Raw genomic sequence first — 21,713 nt, 5'->3', positions numbered from 1 at the left:
CTAGCGGTCCGTCCCGCCGATCTCGTCGGTCATGGCGGTGACCATCTCGTTGGTGCCGACCAGTTTGTCGCCTCCCACAGCCGTCACCATGATGCTGAGTTCATTGCCCTGAACCCACTGGCCCATGATGGTCCGCGGTGTCCCGGGCACCTCGGGCTCGAACACGAAGACCAGCAGGCGGGCACCGCCTGGCCGCTCCTCGTCGATGACGGGTTGGCTCGTCTCGCTCGGCCACACGGTGAGAACTCCGGGCCCCGTGCCACAGGTCACATCGACGGATTGCTGGTCGTCATGGGTCAGGCTGAACCTTTGCTGGCGCGTGGGGTCGGTGTGTGCCGACAGGGCCGGCTTGAACTCGACGTCCGAAAAATGCCTGGCCAACAGGGGCGGCACGACGTCGGACAGCGAGAATGGACACGGCCCGTAGATCGCGGTCAAGTCCGGCACGTTCGTGTCGGGCGGGCTCGGCGAAGAGCCCCGTGGGTTGGCCGCCGACTGGCCGCTCGGCGGGTCAAGGTGGCCGACCGCGACCGCGCTCACGGCCACCAGGACAGCCGCGGCCCCGGACGCCGCGGCGAGCCGGCTTCGGCGACGACGACGGACGGCGCCGTCGATCACGACGTCGGGATCGAAGTCGAGCGGTGGCTCGTCGAGCACTGCCAGGCTCATGTCCGCGGCGAGTTGCTTCTCGTTCACAGGAACTCCCTCATCGCGGTCGCGGACCGGCTGTCGATGCCGGTCCGCAGCGCGACCAGGCCTCTGGATGCCTGGCTCTTCACCGTGCCCTCGCTGCAGCCGAGCACCGCCGCGGTCTCGGTGACCGACAGCGACTCGAAGAACCGCAGGACCAGCACGGCGCGCTGGCGCGGAGGCAGCGTGTCCAGCGAACGGAACAGCTGCGCGCGCAGGACCGCCCGCTCCTGCCGCTCGTCCGGACCCGGGGAGTCGTCGGCGGTGTCGGGGACCTCGCCGTCGCGCAGCTCGGCCCCGCGCCACACCCGGCGGCGCTCGTCGAGCCAGCACCGCAGCAGCACCTTGCGCGCGTAGCTGACCGGTTGGGCGACACACTCCAGCCGGGTCCAGGCGCGATAGAGCTTGATCAGGGTCTGCTGGGTGAGATCGGCCGCCAGATGCCAGTCGCCGCTGAGCAGATAACCCGTGCGGCGCAGCGCGGCGGACTGCTCGCGGGCGAACTCCCGGAACCGTCTCTCCTCGGATTTCCGCATCGCGCCCCCTACGGCTCTGCTCCGGTTCTGTCACTGCATACGCGCGCTGCGGCGGAAGGGTTGAGAAGTTTCTACTCAGAACCGGAGGATCGGGTCGGTGAGCAGATCGCCCATCTCCTCCACCGTGACCTCGCGGTAAACCCCATCGGCCTCCCTCGGCCCGTTCAAGAACACCTCGGCGACGAACCCGTTCCTGTCGTGCCGGGTGCCGCCTTCGACGCTTCCCGGCAGCTCGATCTCCGTCACGCTCATGTTGCCCCGGTAGACGCGGACCAGTGAGCCATCGACGACGAACTCGTCCTTGACCGACCTTGTCTCTCCCTGAAAGCCCTCGCCCGGCGAGAGCTCGTCGAACTTGTGGGACAGCCGAACCAGGACGGTCAACCCGGCGTCGGTCGACCGGTAGGTGCCCATCAGGCTCGGTGAGCAGCCGCGGCGTCGCATGCCGTCCAGGACGGGCTTGAACTCCCACTCGGGGAAGTGATCCGCCAACGCCTTCGGGATCTCCCTGTTCAGCCGGTCGATGTCGCGCTGCGCGTCCGGGTAGGGGCGCGGCGCACTGCCGTCGAAGTCGACGTCTCCGCAGGTCACGACCTCGCGTTCGGAAGGCGGGTCAGCCACCGTCTTGTGGTCGTTCGGCGCGATCACCACCGCGGCCACGATGCCGAACACGGTGACGGTCGCGGCGACCGCGGTCAGCGCCAACCCGCGCTGCCGGCGCCGGCGGCGGGCACGGCCGGCGATCTCGTCGGGGTCGAAGCCAAGCGGCGGCTCGTGGTCCACCGCCGCCAGCATCCGGGCGGCAAGCTGCTGCTCGATCACAGGTACTCCTTCATCAGGGCGGCGGCACTGAGCGACGACGTGCGATCGAGCACGGCCCGCGCGGCGGCGAGGCCACGGGTGGTCTGGCTTTTCACCGTGCCCTCCGAGCAGCCGAGCACGTCCGCCGTCTCGGCGATCGACAGCGACTCGAAGTAGCGCAGCACCAGCACGGCACGTTGCCGGGGCCCGATCTCGGACAGCGTGCTGAACAACTCCGCGCGCAGGCTCGCCAACTCCTGTCTGATGTCCGGTCGCAGTGACTCGTCCGGCTGCTCCGGCAGCTCACCGTCGCGCCGCTCCGCCCGGCGCCACGGCCGGCGGCGCTCGTCCAGCCAGCAGCGCAACAGGATCTTGCGGGCATAGCTGACCGGTTGGGCCTCGCACTTCAACCGCGTCCAGGCGCCGTGCAACTTGATCAGTGCCTGTTGGGTGAGGTCATCGGCAAGGTGCCAGTCACCGCACAGCAGGTACGCCGTGCGTCTGAGCGGGACCGCCTGTTCCCGGGTGAACTCCCGGAACCGGTCCTCGTCGGCCTTACGCATCCAGGCTCCTTCCGGCGCTTCCTGCTGGGCGCTGCCACTGCTTACGGGCGCGCGGCCGGAAGGGTTGCCTGGCTCAGGGAGCGAGTACCTCGTGCAGTGCCCGACGGGCCACCCCGCGCGGGTCGGGGTCGATCTCGATCAGCGCGTTCACCACCGTGCCGTCGACCAGGGCGATGAGCTGCTCGAGCCGGCGGCGGTCGACGTCCATGCCCGAGCGGGTGAACACCTCGAGCAGCAGGCCGCGCAGCTCACCGCCGAGGGTGTGCATCAGCGGGCGCAGGTAGGGGCGGCGGAAGGTCGCGACCAGGCGCTCGTAGCGCAGCAGCACCAGCTCGGCGTCCCGGTCGCCCGCCGGTGGGCCGAGCAGCTGGTCCAACACCAGGTCGATGACCGCGTCGACGCCCCGGCGCTGGGTCGGCAGCGCCGCGAGCAGTGCCGCGCCGCGGTCCAGCTCGGCTCGGCCGTGGTGCTCGACGGTGGCGGTGACCAGGTCGTCGAGGGAGTTGAAGTAGTAGGTCGTCGAGGCGAGCGGCAGGCCGGCGCGCTCGGCGACCGCGCGGTGGCGGACCGCCTCGAAGCCACCCTCGACCAGCAGCGCCACCGCGGCCAGCACCAGGGCCTGGCGGCGGCGTTCGCCCTTGGGTGTGCTGGCGGCCGTCATCCGGACAGATCGTGCCAGGTCAGCGCTCAGTACTGGTCGGCAACCCGGTCGGCCAACGCGTCGAGCTCGTCGGCCAGCGGCACCGGGCCGGGCTCGGGCGCGGAGCTGAAGAGCACGAGCCGACGGCCGTCGGCGGTGGTGGCGTCGGCGGTCTTCACCGTCATGCCCTGCTCGTCCCCGGAGCCCAGCATGGTGTTCGGGGCGAACAGCATCGCGGTGACCACACCACCGTCGTCCAGCCTGAATGTGACGTTTGTCACGTCGGGTTGGCAGGTGAAGTCTTCGGGGAGTGCGGCGGCCGGGAGCTCGCCCGCGAGGGCAGCAGCGAGCTCCCGGTCCGCCTGGTCGCACCCGCTAGGGGTGCTGCCGGGCCCCGCAGGCCCGGCTTCCTCATCCGAAGTGCGGCCCTGCTTCCGCGACTCCGGAGAGGAGTCTGTGTCGTCGCCACCCACCGAAGCGGGGGCGTCGGCCGCTCTCTCTTCCTCTAACTCGTATGGAGCAGCGGATCCGTTACCGGATGCATCGCCGCCTGATGCGGCATTGGGCTGACCGGACGAGTTAGTCCCTGTCCACAATGCCACGCTCAGCGCAGTCGCGCCCGCCAGAAGGGCTACGCCAAGTGCCGAACCGGTGAGAACGCCGTTCCGTACGCGCACCCGCTGTCGCTCCGACGCGCGGGTGACGCCGTTGTGGTCGAACGTCGGAGGCGGCGCGTCGGCGACCGCGTCACGCAGCAGTTCGGAAAGTTTGTGCTCGTCCATCGACGTCCTCCCTCCTCATGTCGCCGACCGCAGGTCGTCGAGTGTGTCGCCGAGAGCCTCGCGCAGCGCGGTGAGGCCCCGCGAGGTCTGGCTCTTCACGGTGCCCTCGGAGCACTTGAGCGCCTCCGCGGTCGCGGACACGTCCAGTCCTTCGAAGTACCGCAGCACGAGTACCGCCCGTTGTCGGGGTGGCACCCGCCGCAACCCGTCGAGCAGTGCGGTCCGGTTCGCGACCGTCTCGCCGACCTCGCCGGCACCGTCGTCGCCGGGCCGCGCCGTCTCGGGCAGCTCGTCGACGAACCGCTCCCGGCGCCAGGGACGCCGGGACTCGTCGATCACCGCGCGCACCAGGGTCTTGCGGACGTAAGCGTCCAGCGCTGCTCGATCGCGGACCTTGCGCCATCTCCGGTGCAGCGCGACGAACGCGGTTTGGGCGAGGTCGTCCGCACGGTGCCAGTCACCGCACAGCAGGTACGCGGATCGCCGCACGGCGTCACGCCGGGCCGCGAAGTACTCCGCGAAGTCCTCCTCGTCGCGCTGTTCCACGCGGACTCTCTCCGCTCGTCGTCTGCTTAGGTGGGGACGGAAGCTGTCGGGTCAACGGTTGCATGGACGCTCGCTGAGATCTATGCCACCCCCTAGGACGCCCAAGGTGCCAACGGGGATGCCTCCAACGGCATGTGGTGTGATCGGATCGTGACATACACGAGGCTCATCGATCTCCGCTCGGACACCGTCACCAAACCGGACGAGGCGATGCGGGTCGCCATGGCCAGAGCCGAGGTCGGCGACGACGTGCTCGATCGGGACCCGACCATGCGCCGGCTGGAGGAGCGGGTCGCCGAGCTGCTCGGGGTGGGCGCCGCGCTGTGGGTGCCAAGCGGGTCGATGGGCAACATCATCGCGCTGACCGTGCACCTGAGCCGAGGGGAGAAGTTCATCGCCCCCCGGGGCGCGCACGTGCTCAACGACGAGCTCGGCGCGGCCGCGTGGCTGTCGGGCGGCATGCCGGAGGCCGTCGACTGGGGCACCCGGCCGGGGCAGCTCCCGGTGTCGGCGGTGCGCGCGGCCGGTGGTGGGGAGAGTCCGTACTACGCGCTGCGCACCACGCTGGTGTGCCTGGAGAACACGCACAACGCGGCCGGCGGCGTGGTCACCCCGCCGGACGAGCACGCGCAGCTGGTGGCCGCCGCGCGGGACGTCGGCCTCCGAGTACACCTGGACGGCGCGCGGCTGTGGCACGCCTCGGTGGCCCTCGAGGTGCCGCCCGCCGCGCTGACCGTCGGCGTGGACACCGTGCAGGTGTGCCTGAGCAAGGGCCTCGGCGCGCCGGTCGGGTCGGTGGTCGCCGGCTCGGCGGCGTTCGTGGAGCAGGCGCGGCGGGTGCGCAAGATGCTCGGTGGCGGCGTGCGGCAGGGTGGGGTGCTGGCGGCCGCCGGGCTCATCGCGCTGGACCGGATCCCGACGCTGGCCACCGACCACACGCACGCGGCGAAGCTGGCCGCCGGGCTGCGGTCGCTCGGCTGGGAGGTCGAGGAACCGGAGACGAACATCGTGCTCGCGGCCACCCCCGATGCCGGCGCGACGCTGGAAGCGCTGCGGCGGGTTGGGGTGCTGGCGGTGCCGACGCTCGGCCGGATCCGGTTCATCCCGCACCGGGACATCAGTCAGGCCGACATCGCCACCGTGCTCGACCGGGTGGCCGGCATGGGGGCGCGCTAGCGGCCGATCTGTTTGCGGGAGCTGCCCTTGATGGCGGCATAGCCGATGGCGCCGACCGTAAGCACGCCGGCGACGATCAGCAGGGTGCCGAGCACCTTGAACACGAAACCGAGCACGGTGAACGCCACCCAGATGACGATGATCGCGCCGATGATCTTCAACAGCATGGTGGGTGCAACCTCTCCCCGAAACCGGCCAAGGTGGCCATGCCGGGTGAACGAACGACGCTCGCCGACGGTTCCGCGCCACCGAGTCTGGCAGGCGGGTGCGGCCGGCACATCAGGGAAGTCCCCTCAGGGCAGCCAGCCGCCCAGCCTGCGCAGCGCCTCGTCGATGTCGGATGACGGGCCGGCGAAGGACAGCCGCACGCAGTGGTGGCCCTCGACCGGATCGAAGTCGATGCCCGGCACGATCGCCAGCCCGGTGTCGGCCAACAGGCGCTGGCAGAACGCCATCGAGTCGCCGGTGAGGTGGGCGATGTCGGCGTAGACGTAGAACGCGCCGTCGGCCGGGGCGAGCTTGGTGATGCCGAGCGCGCGCAGGCCGGCCACCAGCTCGTCGCGGTTGGCCCGATACCGCGCGACATGCGCGTCCAGCTCGGGGTAGGCGTCGAACGCGGCCGCGCCGGCGTACTGGGACAGCGCGGGCGCGCAGATGGTGAAGTTGCCGGTGAGGCAGTCGATCGCGCGGTGCAGCTGGCTCGGCGCCAGCAGCCAGCCCAACCGCCAACCGGTCATCGCGAAGTACTTGGAGAACGAGTTGACCACCACGGCCTCGCGGGAGAACTGCCAGGCCGACACCGGTTCCTCGGTGCCGTAGCGGATGCCGTGGTAGATCTCGTCGCTGATCAGCCGCACGCCGTGCGCGGCACACCAGCCGGCGATGGCGGCCAGCTCGCCTGCCGCGAGCATGGTGCCGGTCGGGTTCGCCGGGCTGGCCACGACCAGACCGTCCAGCCCACCCTGCGCCGCCGCCGCGTCGAGCTGCTCGATCGTCGGCTGGAAGCGGGTCTCCTGCCCGCACGGCAGCTCGACGACCGTGCAGCCGAGCGCGCTGAGGATGTTGCGGTAGGCCGGGTAGCCGGGACGGGCCAGCGCCACCCGGTCGCCGTGGTCGAACGCGGCCAGGAAGGCGAGCAGGAACCCGCCGGAGGAGCCGGTGGTGACCACGACGTCGTGCGGCTCGACGGCCAGCGCGTAGCGGCGTTCGTAGTGGTCGGCGATGGCCTCGCGGAGTTGGGGGATGCCGAGCTGCTCGGTGTAGCCGAGCGGGCCGCGTAACGCCTCGGTGGCCGCGGTGAGCACCTGTCGAGGGGCCGGTGCGGAGGGTTGGCCGGCGGCCAGCGAGATCACGTCGCCCCTGGCGCGCTGCTGGTCGTTGGCCGAGGACAGCACCTCCATCACGTGGAAGGGCGGGACCGCCGCGCGCTCGGCGACCTTCAGCAGCCGCGCCTCGGTCATCGGCTCATACCTCGTCGAGCAGTTCTCGGATGAGCATCGCGAGGCGGCGGTTGTCCGCGGGGGTGACGGTGCTCCAGCTGCGGCCGTCGTTGTTGGGTTTGGCCAGGTAGGCGTACCTGCCATGGGGGGTGTCGTGGAAGGCGACGATCCGGCCGCCACGGGTCGGGCGGCCGTCGCGCTGGGCCCGGCTCACGCCGAACTGGCCGCGCAGGTCCATCCCGGTGACCATGACGGCCAGGTTCTTCGCGTCGGAGTTCGGCACGCCCCGGCGGATCAGCGCGGCCGACAGCTCCCGGCTGTCACCGCCGGCCTCGGCGTCCGCGGCGGTCAGCACGTCGGTCGGCAGGCTCACCGACATGCCGGGGCCGGCCGGGGCCTCGCCGCAGACCGACACCGCGGACTCGGCGACGGCGGTGTCCCGCGCGGGGATCAGCCACACCTCGTCGCCCTCGACCACCGCGAGCACCGCCTGGTTGCCGGTGACCGCGGTGAGCGCCCTGATCTCCCGGTTCGACCACACCCAGCTGTCGATGCTCAGCTGGGGGCGGGCGAGCAGGTCGAGCTTGTCGAACAGCTCACCGGTGACGCGATCGCCGACCACCAGCCCACGCGCGCCGAGCTCGGCCAGCACCTTCGCGACCAGCTCGGCACGCTCGGTGTGCGTCTTGCCTGGGCTGGGCACGGCGATCGCCTCGTGCTTGCGCGGCAGGCGCGCACGCTCCCACAGCACGTCGAACTCGAGCGTGGAGAGCTTGACGGTCCCGCTAGTGGTCATCCGGCTCGTCGCCGATGGACTCGGGTGCGACCACGCGGTCGTCGTCGAACACGTCGGCGGAGTCGATCCCGTAGCGGCGAACGTGCTCCTTGTCCTCCTCGCCGTCGGCCGTACGCCCACCGGCACCGGCCGCGGCCGGCTGCATGAGCGACGACCCTGGTCGGCCGGTTCTGGCGCCGAACTTCTCGGCGTTGCGGGCCGCGCGGGCCTCGTCGGCCGGAGCGGCACCGATCTGCACGCCACGACCGGGGGCGACGCTCTTGGCGCCGCCGCGAACCGTGCGGTCCCCGTCCGCGCCCGCGCTGGCGCCGCCAGCGCCGCCGGCGGCCATCAGCGCGGCGTCGCCGACCGGGATGGGGCCAAGGGGTGGGCGGAGGGCGTTCAGACCGGGGTTCTGGCCTGGCTGCAGTGCCGGGTTGATCGGCGGGGTGGAGCCGAACTGGCGGCCGGGCGGGCCGTCCGGCGGCACGCCGTTGGTCGGCAGCGGGTTGTTGCTGCCCGGGCCGCTGGTCGGCAGAGCAGGGTTGTTGCCGCCGGGACCGGAGAAGTTGTTCGAGCCGGGGAACCCGTTGGACCCGGGAACGCCGTTCGGACCGGTCCCGCTGCCACCGTTGAGGCCAGAGGCCCCCGTGACCCCAAGCTCGGTCTCGACGGGCTGTGCGACCAGATTCATACCGGGCGGCACGGGCAGGTTTCTGGAGCGGTTGAGTGCTTCAGAACTATTCGACTGGTAGCCGTTGAGGCCGTCGATGGCCTGGTCCCGCGCCTGGCCGGTGGCCTGGACTTCCTTGGCGTGATCGGTCGTGTGGCCGAAGAAGCCGGCCACCCGGTCGCCGAAGTTCTCCTCGCTCGGCCCGCGCAGGGTGCCGGACTCAGGGGCGGAGTTTCGGGTGGTGGTGAAGCTGTCGCCCTGCTCGTTGATGCTCTTCGCCGAGTCGGTGACCGGTGTGGTGGCGTCCTCGGCGTAGATGGAGGCGGACTGGGTCGCCAGGGTGGCGTCGTCGGCGGCGGTCCCCTCCCAGCTCACACCGATCTCGGCGAGTTGCTCGCGCAGGATGCGGTCGGTGTCGGCCAGACCATCGGCGATCTTGACCAGCGCCCGGACGGCGCCATCCATGCTCTCCGGGCCACTGCCGTCCCGCAAACCGTCCACCTGACTGGCGAGGTCCTCGTTCGAGTACCCCTCGAAGCGCAGGTCGCTGAGTCCGTAGTCCCCGTCCATTACTCCCTCACCTCAACGTCTTCAGCGTCTCGGTCGCCATGGTGGCGATCCGTTCGGTGACCTTGCACAGCTCCCGGTAGTCGATTGATCCCAGGGGCGGATAATTGACCATGAGCTGCTGGTTGTCCGCGACGCCGACTGACGTCGAGCACTCCTCGTCGTCGGTACCGGCGAGCTTGAAGCTGACCGCCGGATAATCCGCGATCGTCACCGGCCAGGAGTCCACGTTGTTGTCGTCGCCAAGCCACTGCTCGATGCCCTTGTTGGTGATCAGCAAGATGTCGACGGCCTGGAAAGGCTCCGCCGACTGCTCGACCGTGCAGAGCACATCGCCTTCGCCCTTGTACGGCTCGGGCGGCTTGTCGAACTTGAACTCCGTGGCGAGCTGATCGACCTGTGTCTGGGTGAGCACCGAGCACGGCTCCAGCCCGTCCAGGCTCAACTCCTTGGGACGTTGCGGAAGATCGACCGTCGGTTCCCCGCTGTCTGAGGACGGTTGGGGCTCGTCGCTTGTCCCCGTGTCGCCACCGCCGTTGCCGACGGCCTGACCGCCAGTGGCGTCGGTACACGCCCCGGCGACGGCGATCGTCAACAGGCAGACGACCGCGAGGACGAACGTTCTACGCACTCTGTCCCCTGAATGCGGCCTCGATCTGCTCTTCGCTGTAGCCGTAGGCCTTCGCGGTGTCGCCGAGTTGGACCGCCAGCTTCCGCAGACCGCCAACGTACTGCTCGATCCGAATGGCGTAGGAGTCCTCGTCGTCAACGAGCCGGTCGTTCCACGCCGGCGCGATACGGGTACTGACGTCATCGCCGCCCGGCGGGCGGACCAACAACTCCCGCCTGGCCCGACGGAACGTCCTCGACATCCTGTCCGCCTGGTTCTCGATGATCCGGGCGGCGGCGAGGACATTGTCCTTGTTCACCGTGAACGTGCCTGAGCGAAGGGATCTGGTGGCCAGATCCACCTGGCGGAAGGCATCAGTGATACCGCTTCCGAACTCGCCGGCGATGAGCATCCCGTCGCCCCCAACTGGTTGTGATTAACCCGGTCCCAGTTTGGAGGCTACCAAGCTCACGTGGTCGCGGAAGCGCGTTCGGCGATGTCGGTGCGGTAGTGCGAGCCGGCGAGGTGTACGGCGCCGACCTTGCGGTAGGCGTCCGCGCGGGCGTCGGCCACGGTCTCCCCCGTGCCGACCACCGACAACACCCGTCCGCCCGCCGACACGATGGCGCCGTCGTCGCGGCGGCGGGTGCCGGCGTGCAGTACGCCGTCGGTGTCCGCGCCGGTGATCACGTCACCGGAACGGGGGTAGCCGGGGTAGCCCTCGGCGGCGATCACCACGGTCACCGCGGCGCCGTCGGACCACTCCAGCGGTGGCTGGGCGGCGAGGGCGCCGGTGGCGGTCGCGTGCAGCAGCCTGGCCAGCGGGGTGCGCAGCAGGGCGAGCACCGCCTGGGTCTCCGGGTCGCCGAAGCGGCAGTTGAACTCGATCACCTGTGGCCCGGCGTCGGTCAGCGCGAGGCCGACGTAGAGCAGGCCGGAGAAGGCGCAGTCGCGGGCCGCCAGCTCCTGGACGACCGGCGCGACGATCTTGGCGACCACCTCGTCGACCAGACCGGGCGCCGCCCACGGCAGCGGGGCGTAGGCGCCCATGCCGCCGGTGTTGGGGCCGGCGTCGTTGTCGCCGACCCGTTTGAAGTCCTGCGCCGGCCGCAGCGGCACCACGGTCGTGCCGTCCACCAGGCAGAACAGCGACGCCTCCGGACCGTCCAAAAAGGACTCCAGGAGGACCGGGTGGCCGGCGTCGAGCAGGGTCATCGCGTGCGCGCGGGCGGCCGCGAGGTCGGTGGTCACCGCGACGCCCTTGCCGCCGGCCAGCCCGTCGTCCTTGACCACCCAGGTCGGGCCGTACCGACGCAGGGCGGCATCGAGCCTGGCCGGGTTGTCCACGATCTCGCTGGTCGCGGTCGCCACCCCGGCCGCGGCCATGACCTCCTTGGCGAACGCCTTCGAGCCCTCGATCCGCGCCGCCGCGGCCGACGGGCCGAAGCACGCGATGCCCGCCGCGCGGACCGCGTCGGCGGCCCCGGCGACCAGCGGCACCTCCGGCCCGACCACCACCAGGTCGGCCCGCCACTCCACCGCCAGGTCGGTGACCGAGGTGGGTGAGGTGACGTCGACCCCGTAGGTCTCGGCCTGCGCGGCGATGCCGGCGTTTCCGGGCGCGCACGCGAGCGCGCCGACAGTCGGGTCGTGCGCGAGCGCCAGTACGAGGGCGTGCTCGCGCGCACCTGAGCCGATAACCAGGACTCGCACGAACGAAAGCGTAGATGCCCGGGGGACCTACTTGGTGTTCAGGGCCTGTTCAGCGCCCGGGTGCAGCGGAACCGGGTCGGTCTCGGTGGCCTTCCCCGCGTCCAGTTCCTCTGCCGCCCGGTGCACCTGGACGAGGTCGGCCTTCTTGTCGAAGATCAGGCTGGTGATCGCGCACGCGTCGTTGTCCGGGAAGTCGCTGCGGACCAGCAGCATGTTGGGCACCACGATCGTGGACACGTCGGCCGGCAGCTTGTAGGTGTCGGCGGTCAGCGTGCCCTCGTCGTAGACCGGGTTGATCTCCTGCATCGCCGGCAACAGGTCGGTGATGTCGATGAACTTCACGTCCTCGCCGAGCGAGGTGGTCAGGTCGGTGATCTCCGGGGTCGGCAGGCCGCCGGACCAGAACAGCCCGTCGATCTGGCCGGACTTCATCTGGTCGACCGTCTGGCGCAGGGCAAGGCGCTGGGCGGAGAGGTCGGCGGCCGGGTCAAGGCCGGCGGCCGCCAGCAGCCGGTTGGCGATCACCTCGGTGCCCGACTTCGGCGAGCCGGTGGAGATGCTCTTGCCGCGCATGTCCGCGACCGTCTCGATGCCGGCGTCCGCGCGCACCACGACCTGGGTGTAGTTCGAGTAGATCCGGGCGAGCGCGGCGACGTCCTGCGGCTTGCCGTCGAAGGAGCCGCTGCCGTTCACCGCGTCGGCCGCGGTGTCGGCCAGTGAGAACGCGATGTCGTAGTCCCCGGCCACCAGCTGCTGGATGTTCTGCACCGACGCGCCGGTCTCCGCCGCGCCCGCGTTGAGGTCGGTGTTGTCGCTGATCACCTGGGCGAGGCCGCCGCCGAGGGTGTAGTAGACGCCGCCGGTGTTGCCGGTGGCGATGGTGATCCGGCCCTCGGACGCCTCGCACGACCCGGCGTCGCCGCCAGCCGCCGGTTCCCGCTCCTGCTTGCCGCCACAGCCGGCCGCGACCAGCGCCACGGTCAACGCGCCGGCGACGATCCTCGTCGATCGCATGTCAAGCTCCTTGTCCGGTAACGGTTTGCTTCGAGCGGGTGGCCAGGTGCACCACGACCGCGACGACCACACAGCCGGCCCCGAGCGCGACCGAGAGCGGCTGCAGGTACAGCAGCAGCACGGCGCCGAACCCGCACAGCACGCGCTCTGGCCAGCGGGCCGGGCCGAACAGCCACGCCCCGGTGACCACCGCGAGCGCGGCGACCCCGAGCGCGGACGCCGCGAACACCCACAGCACGGTGCCGACCGGGCGATGCAGCAACAGCGCGGACCCGTTGTCGGTGAGCACGAACGCGATCGGCACCAGGAACGCCGGCAGGGTGTACTTCCAGGTCTGCCACATCGTGCGCATCACCGAGCCGCCGGTGATCGCGGCCGCGGCCACCGACGCGAGCGCGGTCGGCGGCGTCACCTCGGAGAGCACGGCGTAGTAGAAGATGAACATCGCGACCTCGGGCTTCGCGACGCCGAGGTCGATCAGCGCCGGCCCGAGCACGACCCAGGCGATGATGAACGACGCGGTCACCGGCACCGCGAGGCCGAGCACACTCACCGCCACCGCCGCGAAGATCGCGGTCAGCGTCAGGATCACGGCCGGGTCGGACGCGAGCGCCTGCGCGGCGTCCACGAGCGCGTCGGCGAGCTCCTGGCCGAGGCTGGTCTTGGCGATCGTCGAGGTGATCATGCCGGCCGCGGCGCACACCGCGATCACCGGCAGCGCGCCGCGAATGCCCGTGGCGAGGGAGTCGGCCATGGCCCGCACCCAGCCGAGCAGGCCGGCGGCCAGTCCGTCGTCCCTGGCCGCAACCAGCCGGGCGACCAGCGCGAACACCGCCGCGACTCCGGTGGCGTAGACGACCGCGGCGAACGGTGGGATGTCCAGAGCGAGGAACACCACGATGATCGCCAACGACAGGAAGTGGTAGCCGCCCCGCAGCAGCACCCTGCCGACCGGCGGAGTCTCCACGTCCACCGGTTTGGCGCCGAATCGCCGGGCGTCGATCTCCACCGCGAACACGATCCCGAGGTAGTACAGCAGCGTCGGCACGATCGCCCACACCAGCACCGACAGGTAGTCGACCCCGAGGTAGTCGGCGATGATGAACGCCGCCGCGCCAAGGGTCGGCGGCGACAGGATGGCGCCGATGCCCGACGCCGCGAGCAGCCCGCCCGCGTTCTCCTTCGGGTAGCCGGCCTTGCGCAGCACCGGCCAGGTGATCGCGCCGAGGCTCACCGTGGTCGCCGTGCCGGAGCCGGACACCGTGCCGAGCAGGAAGCCGGACAACGCGGCGGTGCGGCCGGGGGCGGTGCGCGAGCGGCGGAACAGCGCGAAGCTCAGGTCGACGAAGAACGTGCCGGCGCCCGATGAGGCGAGCACCGCGCCGTAGATGGTGAACAGCACGATGTAGGTGGCCGCCACGTCGATCGGGGTGCCGTAGAAGCCGGTGTCCTCGTTGTACAGCCCGTTGATGATCTGGTCGTAGTCCACGCCGGAGTGCGCGATGCCTAAGCCCTCCGGTAGGTAGCCGCCGTAGTAGGAGTAGGCCAGGAACGCGAGGCACACCACCGGCAGGACCAACCCGGTGGTGCGCCTGGTCGCCTCGAGCACCAACAGGAGCAGCAGCGTGCCGGCCACGATGTCCGCGGTGGACAGCATGCCCCGGCGGTTGAGGAACGCGTCGTAGTCGCCGCCGAAGTCGGCGATCGCGAGCGGGATCAGCGGGTACAGCCCGACCAGCAGCGCGGCCGTGGCGAACGCCCAGTCCAGCGGACCGGGGTTGTCGGTCTCGGACTCGCTCCTGCGCCCGCGCGGCCGGTAGCACAGGAACACCAGCGGCAGCGTCACACCGAGGAAGATCACCAGGTAGTACTGGCCGCCCTGGGCGAAGGGCAGGAAGACCTGTTTGAGCACCAGCAGGGCGACCGCGATCGACGCGGCCCAGACGAACAGCTCCCACCGTCCCGACAACCGGCGAGCCGGGCGTTCCTCGTCGTGCTCCCCGACCTCTACCGGCGTGTCGGCGCGCTCCGCACCGCTGATCACCCAAGCAACCTACCCGTGGCGACGGTCACACAGAAGTGATCAGCTGGGTTTCCCCACCGTTCCCGCGTGGTCTTGATGCCGTTTGCCCGCGTCGGTCAGCATGCGCTGGCCACATCTAGCGAGGAGGAACCCCGTGAGTCCGAAGTTCCTGCGCATGACCGTCGCCGCGGCGGCCGCGCTGACCCTGGTCGGCGCCGCGCCGGCGACCGCGGACCGGCCGGCGAGCACCGGCGCGTCCGCCAGCCGAGGAGACGACTTCCTGATCGTCGGTCACCGCGGTGCCTCCGGCTACCGGCCGGAGCACACCCTCGCCTCCTACGAACTGGCCGCGCGGCTTGGCGCCGACTACATCGAGCCCGACCTGGTGATCACCAGGGACGGCGTGCTGGTCGCCAGGCACGAGCCGGAGATCGGCGGCACCACCGACGTCGCCGCGCACCCGGAGTTCGCCGACCGCAAGACCACCAAGGACCTCGACGGCGTCGCGGTGACCGGCTGGTTCACCGAGGACTTCACCCTCGCCGAGCTGCGCACCCTGCGCGCCACCGAGCGCATCCCGGACGTGCGCCAGCGCAACACCATCTACGACGGCCGCTACCAGGTGCCGACCTTCCAGGAAGTGCTCGACCTGTCCAAGCGGCTCTCCCGCGAACTCGGCCGCCAGGTCGGCGTCTACGCGGACACCAAGCACCGTTATACACTGACTTAGTGGGCAACACCAAGGACAAGACGGCTCTGATCTACGCGCTCGAGGACGAGACTGGCCGGAGACAGCCCGACGGCCCGGCGTTGATCTACGGCCGCAACTCCCAACTCGCGAAGCGCGGTGGCGGTGCGACCGGTGCGCCGTCCCTCTCGGTCGACTCGCAACTCGACGAGTGCGACCGGCGGGTTGACCGCCAGGATTGGCCTCTCGTCGAGGCCGACGGCAAGGGTGGCCGTGGCCGATTCCGCGATGACGGCATCTCAGCAAGCGAGTACGCCCGCAGGAAGACTCGGCCGGACTGGCAGAAGGTCATGGAGCTGATCAGCCAGGGCAAGGTCGGTGTCCTGGTCACATGGGAGGTCTCTCGAGCGACCCGAGATCGGCCCGTCTGGGCAGCACTGATGGCCGCGTGCATTGAGAACGACGTGCTGATGGACGTAGGCGGGAAGACCTACGACCCGTGCGACCCCGACGACGCGTTCATGCTCGACCTGCAGGCCAGCCTCGCCGTACGCGAGTCCGGCATCACGCGTAAGCGTGTCGGCCGCCTGGTGCGCGCGCGAGCGCAGGCCGGCCAGCCTCATGGGCTGAAGAACTACGGTTACCGGTCGGTGTATGACGAGGCCACGGGGAAGCTGCTCCGGCGCGAGACTTGGCCGGAGCAGGCCGCGATCGTGCAGGAGATCGCGCGGCGGATCCTGGCGGGAGAGTCTCGTTACTCCATTGCGAAAGACCTAAACAAACGAGATATCCCTAGCCCTGGGGGCGGGGAGTGGACAGGTAGCTCCATGGGACAGATGATCGTCCGTCCTGCGTACGCTGGGCTCCGAACTTTTCGGGGTGAGGTAGTCGGCGATGCTACTTGGCCACTGATTATTTCCAAGAAGAATCATTATCGTCTCATCGCACTTACAAACGACCCAGACCGGGACAAGTACCGCCAGGACAGCAGGGTCAAGCACCTCCTGGTAGGAATTTCCGAATGCGGTAAATGCAAGGCGCGAACCCGCGCCGTCCCCATCCCTAAAAAACCCTCTTCCTTCGTCTACAACTGCGCAAAGAATTACTGCTTCGCGCGCCAGGAGGACCGAGTAGACGAGCTCGTCGAAAGCCTGATGAAGGCATGGCTGTCACAAGACGACGTCCTCGAGCAACTCGCAAGCCTCGATACGTCCGGGGAGGCTGGCGGCGCCGCAGCAGAGGTCGCCGAGTTGAAAACGAGACTCCAAAAATTTTACAGCCAAGCAGCCAAAGGCACTTTATCGGAGATCGGTCTGGCACACATCGAAGCCGAGCTGCTCCCCATGATTGCCAAAGCAGAAAAGCGAGCAAAACCGAGCATTCTGCCGTCGCTCGTATATGACGTGGCCGGCCCCCAAGCAGATGAACTCTGGGATGGACTTGGCTTACTTGAGAAGCGCACCATAATAAGGGCGCTCTGCCGAGTGATCATTCACCAAACCGGGAAGACTGGACGGGGTGTCTTCGATCCCCGGTACATCGAGGTCCTCTGGTTGGCTGAACGTCAGGATGGAGAGCAGGCAGACTCGCACGTGGGCGAGCTCGCCAACGACGACGTCAAGGTCTAGCAACCCGGCGCATGGGTCGACCGGCTCGGGCGGGTCGTCGACCGGCGGTTCATCCGCCGGCGGGTCGTCGCCCGGCGGTTCCGTCGCCGGTGGCGTCGACTGCGGGACCTCCGCTGGGGGCGGCCGGTCAGGTCTCGGCGCATCGGCTGGTGCCGAGCTCGGTTGCGGGGTGGTCGGTTCCTCGAGGATCGGCTCGGCGCTCTGTGTAAACGGTTCGGCGGGTGCAGGCACGGGCACCGCGGAACTCGGCAAACTCGGCGGTGTCGCCGTAACGGGTGGATCCGCTGCCGGCGGCCTCGCCGACTCCGGCAAGGCGATCGCGATAGCGGCCATCACCCCTGCCAGAGCAACGAGGCCGAGGGACGTCGCCGGTCGTTCGCGGAGCCATTCCCCCACGGCCACCACGGCCGCTACCACGGGCACGGCCCGTAAGTGTCTTCGCGGCTTCCCGCTGTCGCCCTGCCCGCCGTCCCCGTTGTGTCTAGCAGCGACGATGCGGGCCATCCCCTCGAGGTACGCCTCGACCTTTCGGCGCTCGCGTCGAATCCACCACATGCCGTATCCGACGAAGGCGACTGCGAATGTGAGAATTATTACGGAAATGATCAAGATGGAGATAGGCACACGCTCCACACTCGCCACGAACATAAGTTCGAGAAAGCAGTGTTACGCCTTCGTTATTGAAAAACCCCCGATCGGCCCTACCCGGTTTTCTTCTGACCTAACTCATCAGAGTCACTCGGTTGCAGTTGGTCACCGCGATACGCGTTTATGAGCAGCCACGCTCCGCGCTCCCCGAGATCGCGGGACTCCGCGAGCCGCCAGAGGTCGCGCTCGACATCGTCACGCAGAACCGGCTCGGCGGGCGCGTCCAGTTCATCAGCCGCCTGACGACGGAGCTTGACGAGTAGTTGGTCGATATAGCGGACGTCCCACTCGAGGCCGCGCTCGAGCGCACGCCTGGTTTGGGCAGTGATCCGCTTGCTGTCGCCCTTCCTGGCAGCCCGGACGGTCTCGTAGGAGATGCCGCCGTCGCCCGCTATCTGACGCCAGTTCTTACCGAGCTCGTCGGCTCGGTCCTCCAGCGCCCCAGCGAGCAGTTTGCGTAGGCGGTCGTCGGTGTCGTTCATGCCGGTCACCTCGGCTTTGCGTTAGCCCCCGAACTAGTGCATCCGCGCCACAGCATAACGCAGAACAACGCAAATGTGCACAGAGTGTCCACTATTTGTCCACAATCTGTGGCATAACACCGGCATCTCTGCTGCGTTCCTGCGATCCCTCTGCGTAACACCTGCGTTATTCTGTTGCCTTCTGCGACTTCTCTGCGTATCTTCTGCGTCATGGCACACGGCCGACTTTCAACCGCGTTCGACGGTGACAGCCTCCGCAAGCTGCGTGAGCGGGGCGGCATGTCGCTGCGAGCGCTGGCCGCGCGGTGCAAGACCGCCGGTACCCCGGTGAGCGACTCGCAGTTGTCCAAGATCGAACGAGGTGTTTGCCGCCCGCGTCCGGCGCTGATGGCGACGCTCGCGACGGTCCTCGAGGTCAAGGTCAACGCGCTCATCCAGCAGGACAAGGACCAGGCCGCATGAGCTCGCCCGCTCCTGACCGCCCCGAGACCGTCGCCGAGTGGGTCGCCCGCCACATGGCTGCTGCGCCCTCCTGGCGGGACCTGTCCAGCGCACAGCGCGACCAGTTGCAGCACACCTTCGGCAGGTCCTCGAGCCGGCTCGAGCGGGAACCCGCGGCCTGACCCCCTGACCCCCGGCGCTCACGCCGGTGGAACCCCCCCACAAAGCGCGGGCCTATCGCTCCCGGCAAAGAGACGCGACAGGCCCGCAGACCACAGGAGAGATACCTCCCATGACCGACCAGCAGCCTACCGACCGCGCGGTAACCAACGAGGTCATCGCCCCAGCAGTGCTCGAGGCAGTCGAGAAGTACGAGAAGGCGACCAAGGTCGCGCGCGGTCTCCGCGACACGAGGAACCTCCGCCAAGCGGCCAGAGGGGAAGGCCGGTGATGGGACGCCACGAACTCAACCCCGCCCGCCGGGCACCGATCGGCGCCGCGTTCGAGGGAGCCCGCCAGGCCCGCGCCGAGCGGGCCGAGAGGCTCCGCCAGCAGGCCGCCCGGCTGAGCCCGCAGGAGCTCGTCGACGGCCTGCACCAGGCCCTCAACGACACCGACGAGGAGGGCTGACGTGCTGACCGACCAGGACCAGCACCGACGCGACCTCGAGACGGTCGAGGCGAGTTTCGCCGCCGTGCCCCGGCTGCTCGACCAAGGCGGCCCGGACGACTGCCGCCAGCCCGGTTGCCACCACGTCGCGTCCTGGTTCGTGCGGTTCCGGCGCGGTGCCACGCACCGGCCCGCGTACCGCCGGCTCTGCACCCGCCACGCCGCACGCCGCATCCGTCGCCGCAACCACACCTCGACCACCCGAAGGGACCAGACCAGGTGACCACCACCTACCAGCCCACCCCGGAGCAGCAGGCCGTCATCGACGCCTGCCGCTCCGGCGGCAACCTCGTCGTCGAGGCCGCCGCCGGCGCCGGCAAGACGAGCACTCTGCGACTGGCGGCCGCCGAGATGCCTGGCCGCATCCTCTACGTGGCGTACAACAAGGCGGCCGCCAACGAGGCCGCCGCGTCGTTCCCGGCGCACGCCCGGTGCAGCACCGTGCACGCGCTGGCGTTCGGCGCGGTCGGTCGCACCTACGCACGTCGGCTCAAGCTGCCCCGCCAGACCAACACCGAGACCGCCCGTCGGCTCGGTGTGCGCGACCACGTCGAGATCGGCCAGCACCTCGCCCTCACTCCCGCCCACGTCACCCGGCTGGCGCTGGCCACCGTGCAGCGGTTCTGCCAGTCCGCCGACGACGAGCTCGCCGAGAAGCACCTGCCGCAGCTGCCCGGCACGCCGAGCGTGGCCGAGCTCGCGCGGTGGCACGCCCAGATCCCGCTGTTGCGTGGTTCCGGTGAGCACCAGGTCGCCGGCGAGTTGCTCGCTGCGTGGGAGGACGGTCTCCGCGCGCGGAGGGACCTGGCGGCCGCGGTGCTGCCGGTCGCACGCCGGGCATGGGCCGACCTGCGCGACCCCGAGGGCCGCGCGGTGCGGTTCGAGCACGACCACTACCTGAAGATGTGGCAGCTCACGCGCCCGCGCTTGTCCTACGACGTGGTGATGCTCGACGAGGCCCAGGACTCGAACCCGGTCACGGCCGACGTCGTGACGTCGCAGCAGGGGCAGCGGGTCGCGATCGGCGACGGGTGCCAGCAGCTTTACGCCTGGCGCGGCGCGGTCGACGCGCTCGCCACCTGGCCCTCCGACGTCCGGTTGTTCCTGACGCAATCGTGGCGGTTCGGTGAGGCGGTCGCCCGTGAGGCGAACAAGTGGCTGTCGATCCTGGACACCCCGATGCGGGTGCGGGGCAACCCGTCGTTGCCGACCACGATCGGTGTGTTGTCCGAGCCGGACGCGGTCCTGTGCCGGTCCAACGCCGGCGCCGTCGCTCGCGTGATCGCGGCGCTCGACGCCGGCCGCCGGCCGGCGCTGGTCGGTGGTGCTGGCGAGCTGGTGCGGCTCGCTGAGGCCGCCGAGGAGCTGCAGGCCGGCCGCCGCACGTCCCACCCGGAGCTATTCACGTTCGAAAGCTGGCGACAGGTTCAGGAGTACGTCGAGGAGGGCGGTTCGGACCTCAAGCCGTTCGTGGATCTCGTCGACAAGTACCGCCCGGCGAAGATCATCAACAGTCTGTCGCGCACGGTCAGCGAGGACCAGGCCGACGTCATCGTCAGCACCGCGCACAAGTCCAAGGGCCGCGAGTGGCCGCGCGTCGAGATCGCCGACGACTTCCACGAGCCGAAGCCTGACGCCGACGGAAGCCCTGGCCAGGTGCCGCGCGCTGACGCGATGCTCGCCTACGTCGCGGTGACCCGCGCCAAGCTCGCGCTCGACCGGACCGGCCTCGCGTGGGTCGACCGTTACGTGCCTGTTGCTGGGCTCGGTGGTGCCGCGTGACCGGCACCGAGATCGTCCGGCACGGCGGCGCCAGCCTGCAGGACAAAATCACGTACGCGAAGGCCCTCGCGGACTCCGGCCTCCTGCCGAGCGCCTACCGCAAGCAGCCGGCGAACGTGCTCTACGCGACCGAGTACGGCGAGATGCTCGGCCTCGCTCCGCTGGCCGCGATCAACGGCCTGCACATCATCGAGGGCAAGCCCACCGCCTCGGCCGGGATGGTCTCGTCGCTGGTGCGCAAGGCCGGTCACCGCCTGCGGTCCGGCTACGACGCTGCCAAGGGGGCCGGCTGGTGCGAGATCGTGCGCCACGACGACCCGGAGTTCACCTACCGGGCCGAGTGGACTATCGAGCGCGCGATTGCCGCTGGTCTCGTCGAGCGGAAGCACGGCCAGTTGTGGGCGCGCGACAGCAAGGGCAAGCCGAAGCCGTGGGAGCGCTACCCCGAGGCGATGTGCAAGGCCCGCGCGGTCACCGAGTGCGCGCGCGATGCGTGCGAGGAGGCGCTCAACGGCGTGCACTACACGCCGGAGGAGCTCGGCGCTGACGTCGACGAGTCCGGCGAGCCGATCCGCGCGACGGCCGAGCGCACAGACCAGCCCGCACCAGTCCCGGCACCGGGCGAGCCGGCACCGGGCGAGCCGGCCGCCGAGCCGGTCGCCGAGCCGGTCGACTGGCAGGCGTTGCTCGATCAGTCCGCGGGCGACTACGACGCGCTCCGCGCGTTGTGGACCCGCGCCGCGCAGGCCGAACCGGACAACGCCGAGCTGCTGCACCGGATCGGCGAGGCCGGCAAGGCTGCAGCGGCCGCCGCCGAGGCACCGGTC

Annotated in this window: 25 protein-coding genes and 2 pseudogenes; 10 read left to right on the top strand and 17 right to left on the bottom strand. The window is 69.9% G+C overall.

Features of this window, described 5'->3' with window-relative positions; genetic code table 11:
- From ACYVIP_RS04615 to ACYVIP_RS04585, 7 genes are all read right to left on the bottom strand, one after another.
- Positions 1-696: a hypothetical protein gene (locus ACYVIP_RS04615; protein WP_460392321.1), complete on the bottom strand. Its 696-nt coding sequence runs from the start codon at positions 694-696 to the stop codon at positions 1-3.
- Complete coding sequence (locus ACYVIP_RS04610; RefSeq protein ID WP_460392319.1) at positions 693-1,226, bottom strand: RNA polymerase sigma factor; 534 nt, start codon at positions 1,224-1,226, stop codon at positions 693-695. The genes ACYVIP_RS04615 and ACYVIP_RS04610 overlap by 4 nt, the downstream gene beginning before the upstream one ends.
- Positions 1,227-1,301: 75 nt before the next feature.
- Positions 1,302-2,048, bottom strand: coding sequence for a hypothetical protein (locus ACYVIP_RS04605; RefSeq protein ID WP_460392317.1), 747 nt, complete (start codon positions 2,046-2,048; stop codon positions 1,302-1,304).
- The gene (locus ACYVIP_RS04600; protein ID WP_460392315.1) at positions 2,045-2,590 is read right to left on the bottom strand and encodes a SigE family RNA polymerase sigma factor; all 546 of its coding nucleotides are present in this window, start codon (positions 2,588-2,590) and stop codon (positions 2,045-2,047) included. Before ACYVIP_RS04600 ends, ACYVIP_RS04605 begins: the two co-directional genes overlap by 4 nt.
- Positions 2,591-2,663: 73 nt before the next feature.
- Complete coding sequence (locus ACYVIP_RS04595; protein WP_460392313.1) at positions 2,664-3,251, bottom strand: TetR/AcrR family transcriptional regulator; 588 nt, start codon at positions 3,249-3,251, stop codon at positions 2,664-2,666.
- Positions 3,252-3,277: 26 nt separating this feature from the next.
- The gene (locus ACYVIP_RS04590; protein WP_460392311.1) at positions 3,278-4,012 is read right to left on the bottom strand and encodes a hypothetical protein; all 735 of its coding nucleotides are present in this window, start codon (positions 4,010-4,012) and stop codon (positions 3,278-3,280) included.
- Positions 4,013-4,027: 15 nt separating this feature from the next.
- Positions 4,028-4,558 carry a SigE family RNA polymerase sigma factor gene (locus ACYVIP_RS04585; protein WP_460392309.1) on the bottom strand — a complete coding sequence of 177 codons (531 nt, stop codon included), beginning with the start codon at positions 4,556-4,558 and terminating at the stop codon, positions 4,028-4,030.
- 132 nt (positions 4,559-4,690) lie between these two features.
- On the opposite strand from ACYVIP_RS04585, the gene ACYVIP_RS04580 reads away from it, so the two are divergent.
- A complete protein-coding gene (locus ACYVIP_RS04580) occupies positions 4,691-5,734 on the top strand; it encodes a threonine aldolase family protein (RefSeq protein WP_460392307.1) in 1,044 nt (347 codons plus the stop codon).
- Here ACYVIP_RS04580 and ACYVIP_RS04575 read toward each other — a convergent pair.
- The 9 genes from ACYVIP_RS04575 to ACYVIP_RS04535 form a co-directional block, all read right to left on the bottom strand.
- On the bottom strand, positions 5,731-5,901 hold the full coding sequence (locus ACYVIP_RS04575; RefSeq protein ID WP_460392305.1) for a hypothetical protein: 171 nt from the start codon (positions 5,899-5,901) through the stop codon (positions 5,731-5,733). The genes ACYVIP_RS04580 and ACYVIP_RS04575 overlap by 4 nt on opposite strands.
- Positions 5,902-6,027: 126 nt before the next feature.
- On the bottom strand, positions 6,028-7,194 hold the full coding sequence (locus tag ACYVIP_RS04570) for a pyridoxal phosphate-dependent aminotransferase (RefSeq protein ID WP_460392303.1): 1,167 nt from the start codon (positions 7,192-7,194) through the stop codon (positions 6,028-6,030).
- Positions 7,195-7,198: 4 nt separating this feature from the next.
- Positions 7,199-7,969, bottom strand: a complete 771-nt coding sequence (locus ACYVIP_RS04565) for an ESX secretion-associated protein EspG (RefSeq protein WP_460392301.1) — start codon at positions 7,967-7,969, stop codon at positions 7,199-7,201.
- Positions 7,959-9,191 carry a hypothetical protein gene (locus tag ACYVIP_RS04560; protein ID WP_460392299.1) on the bottom strand — a complete coding sequence of 411 codons (1,233 nt, stop codon included), beginning with the start codon at positions 9,189-9,191 and terminating at the stop codon, positions 7,959-7,961. The genes ACYVIP_RS04565 and ACYVIP_RS04560 overlap by 11 nt, the downstream gene beginning before the upstream one ends.
- A gap of 7 nt (positions 9,192-9,198) precedes the next feature.
- On the bottom strand, positions 9,199-9,783 hold the full coding sequence (locus ACYVIP_RS04555; protein WP_460392297.1) for a DUF3558 domain-containing protein: 585 nt from the start codon (positions 9,781-9,783) through the stop codon (positions 9,199-9,201).
- A 28-nt stretch (positions 9,784-9,811) separates the two neighbouring features.
- A complete protein-coding gene (locus tag ACYVIP_RS04550) occupies positions 9,812-10,210 on the bottom strand; it encodes a hypothetical protein (RefSeq protein ID WP_460392295.1) in 399 nt (132 codons plus the stop codon).
- Positions 10,211-10,266: 56 nt separating this feature from the next.
- Positions 10,267-11,511 carry a phosphoribosylamine--glycine ligase gene (gene purD / locus ACYVIP_RS04545; protein ID WP_460392293.1) on the bottom strand — a complete coding sequence of 415 codons (1,245 nt, stop codon included), beginning with the start codon at positions 11,509-11,511 and terminating at the stop codon, positions 10,267-10,269.
- A gap of 27 nt (positions 11,512-11,538) precedes the next feature.
- Positions 11,539-12,525, bottom strand: a complete 987-nt coding sequence (locus tag ACYVIP_RS04540) for a TAXI family TRAP transporter solute-binding subunit (protein WP_460392291.1) — start codon at positions 12,523-12,525, stop codon at positions 11,539-11,541.
- 1 nt (position 12,526) lies between these two features.
- Positions 12,527-14,566: a TRAP transporter permease gene (locus tag ACYVIP_RS04535; protein WP_460392531.1), complete on the bottom strand. Its 2,040-nt coding sequence runs from the start codon at positions 14,564-14,566 to the stop codon at positions 12,527-12,529.
- Positions 14,567-14,723: 157 nt separating this feature from the next.
- On the opposite strand from ACYVIP_RS04535, the pseudogene ACYVIP_RS04530 reads away from it, so the two are divergent.
- Positions 14,724-15,260: pseudogene (locus tag ACYVIP_RS04530) on the top strand (glycerophosphodiester phosphodiesterase family protein); the annotation flags it as partial.
- A gap of 17 nt (positions 15,261-15,277) precedes the next feature.
- Positions 15,278-16,864 carry a recombinase family protein gene (locus ACYVIP_RS04525; RefSeq protein WP_460392289.1) on the top strand — a complete coding sequence of 529 codons (1,587 nt, stop codon included), beginning with the start codon at positions 15,278-15,280 and terminating at the stop codon, positions 16,862-16,864.
- A 701-nt stretch (positions 16,865-17,565) separates the two neighbouring features.
- On the opposite strand, the gene ACYVIP_RS04520 is transcribed toward ACYVIP_RS04525, so the two are convergent.
- Positions 17,566-17,994, bottom strand: a complete 429-nt coding sequence (locus ACYVIP_RS04520; RefSeq protein WP_460392287.1) for a hypothetical protein — start codon at positions 17,992-17,994, stop codon at positions 17,566-17,568.
- Between the two features lie 210 nt (positions 17,995-18,204).
- Here ACYVIP_RS04520 and ACYVIP_RS04515 point away from each other — a divergent pair, with 210 nt between their 5' ends.
- From ACYVIP_RS04515 to ACYVIP_RS04485, 7 genes and pseudogenes are all read left to right on the top strand, one after another.
- Positions 18,205-18,456 (top strand): helix-turn-helix domain-containing protein, encoded by a 252-nt coding sequence (locus ACYVIP_RS04515; RefSeq protein ID WP_460392285.1) that lies wholly within the window; start codon positions 18,205-18,207, stop codon positions 18,454-18,456.
- A complete protein-coding gene (locus ACYVIP_RS04510; protein WP_460392283.1) occupies positions 18,453-18,617 on the top strand; it encodes a hypothetical protein in 165 nt (54 codons plus the stop codon). The genes ACYVIP_RS04515 and ACYVIP_RS04510 overlap by 4 nt, the downstream gene beginning before the upstream one ends.
- 110 nt (positions 18,618-18,727) lie before the next feature.
- Positions 18,728-18,886: a hypothetical protein gene (locus tag ACYVIP_RS04505; RefSeq protein WP_460392281.1), complete on the top strand. Its 159-nt coding sequence runs from the start codon at positions 18,728-18,730 to the stop codon at positions 18,884-18,886.
- Entirely contained in the window at positions 18,886-19,065 is a 180-nt protein-coding gene (locus tag ACYVIP_RS04500; protein WP_460392279.1) for a hypothetical protein, read from the top strand. Before ACYVIP_RS04505 ends, ACYVIP_RS04500 begins: the two co-directional genes overlap by 1 nt.
- A gap of 1 nt (position 19,066) precedes the next feature.
- Entirely contained in the window at positions 19,067-19,327 is a 261-nt protein-coding gene (locus ACYVIP_RS04495; protein WP_460392277.1) for a hypothetical protein, read from the top strand.
- Positions 19,324-20,886 carry a UvrD-helicase domain-containing protein gene (locus ACYVIP_RS04490; RefSeq protein WP_460392275.1) on the top strand — a complete coding sequence of 521 codons (1,563 nt, stop codon included), beginning with the start codon at positions 19,324-19,326 and terminating at the stop codon, positions 20,884-20,886. The genes ACYVIP_RS04495 and ACYVIP_RS04490 overlap by 4 nt, the downstream gene beginning before the upstream one ends.
- Positions 20,883-21,713: pseudogene (locus ACYVIP_RS04485) on the top strand (hypothetical protein); the annotation flags it as partial. The gene ACYVIP_RS04490 and the pseudogene ACYVIP_RS04485, both read left to right, overlap by 4 nt.

This window comes from Actinophytocola sediminis, assembly GCF_054779715.1.
Note: the sequence above shows the minus strand (reverse complement) of the source record. Positions and strands in the feature narration are given on the sequence as shown.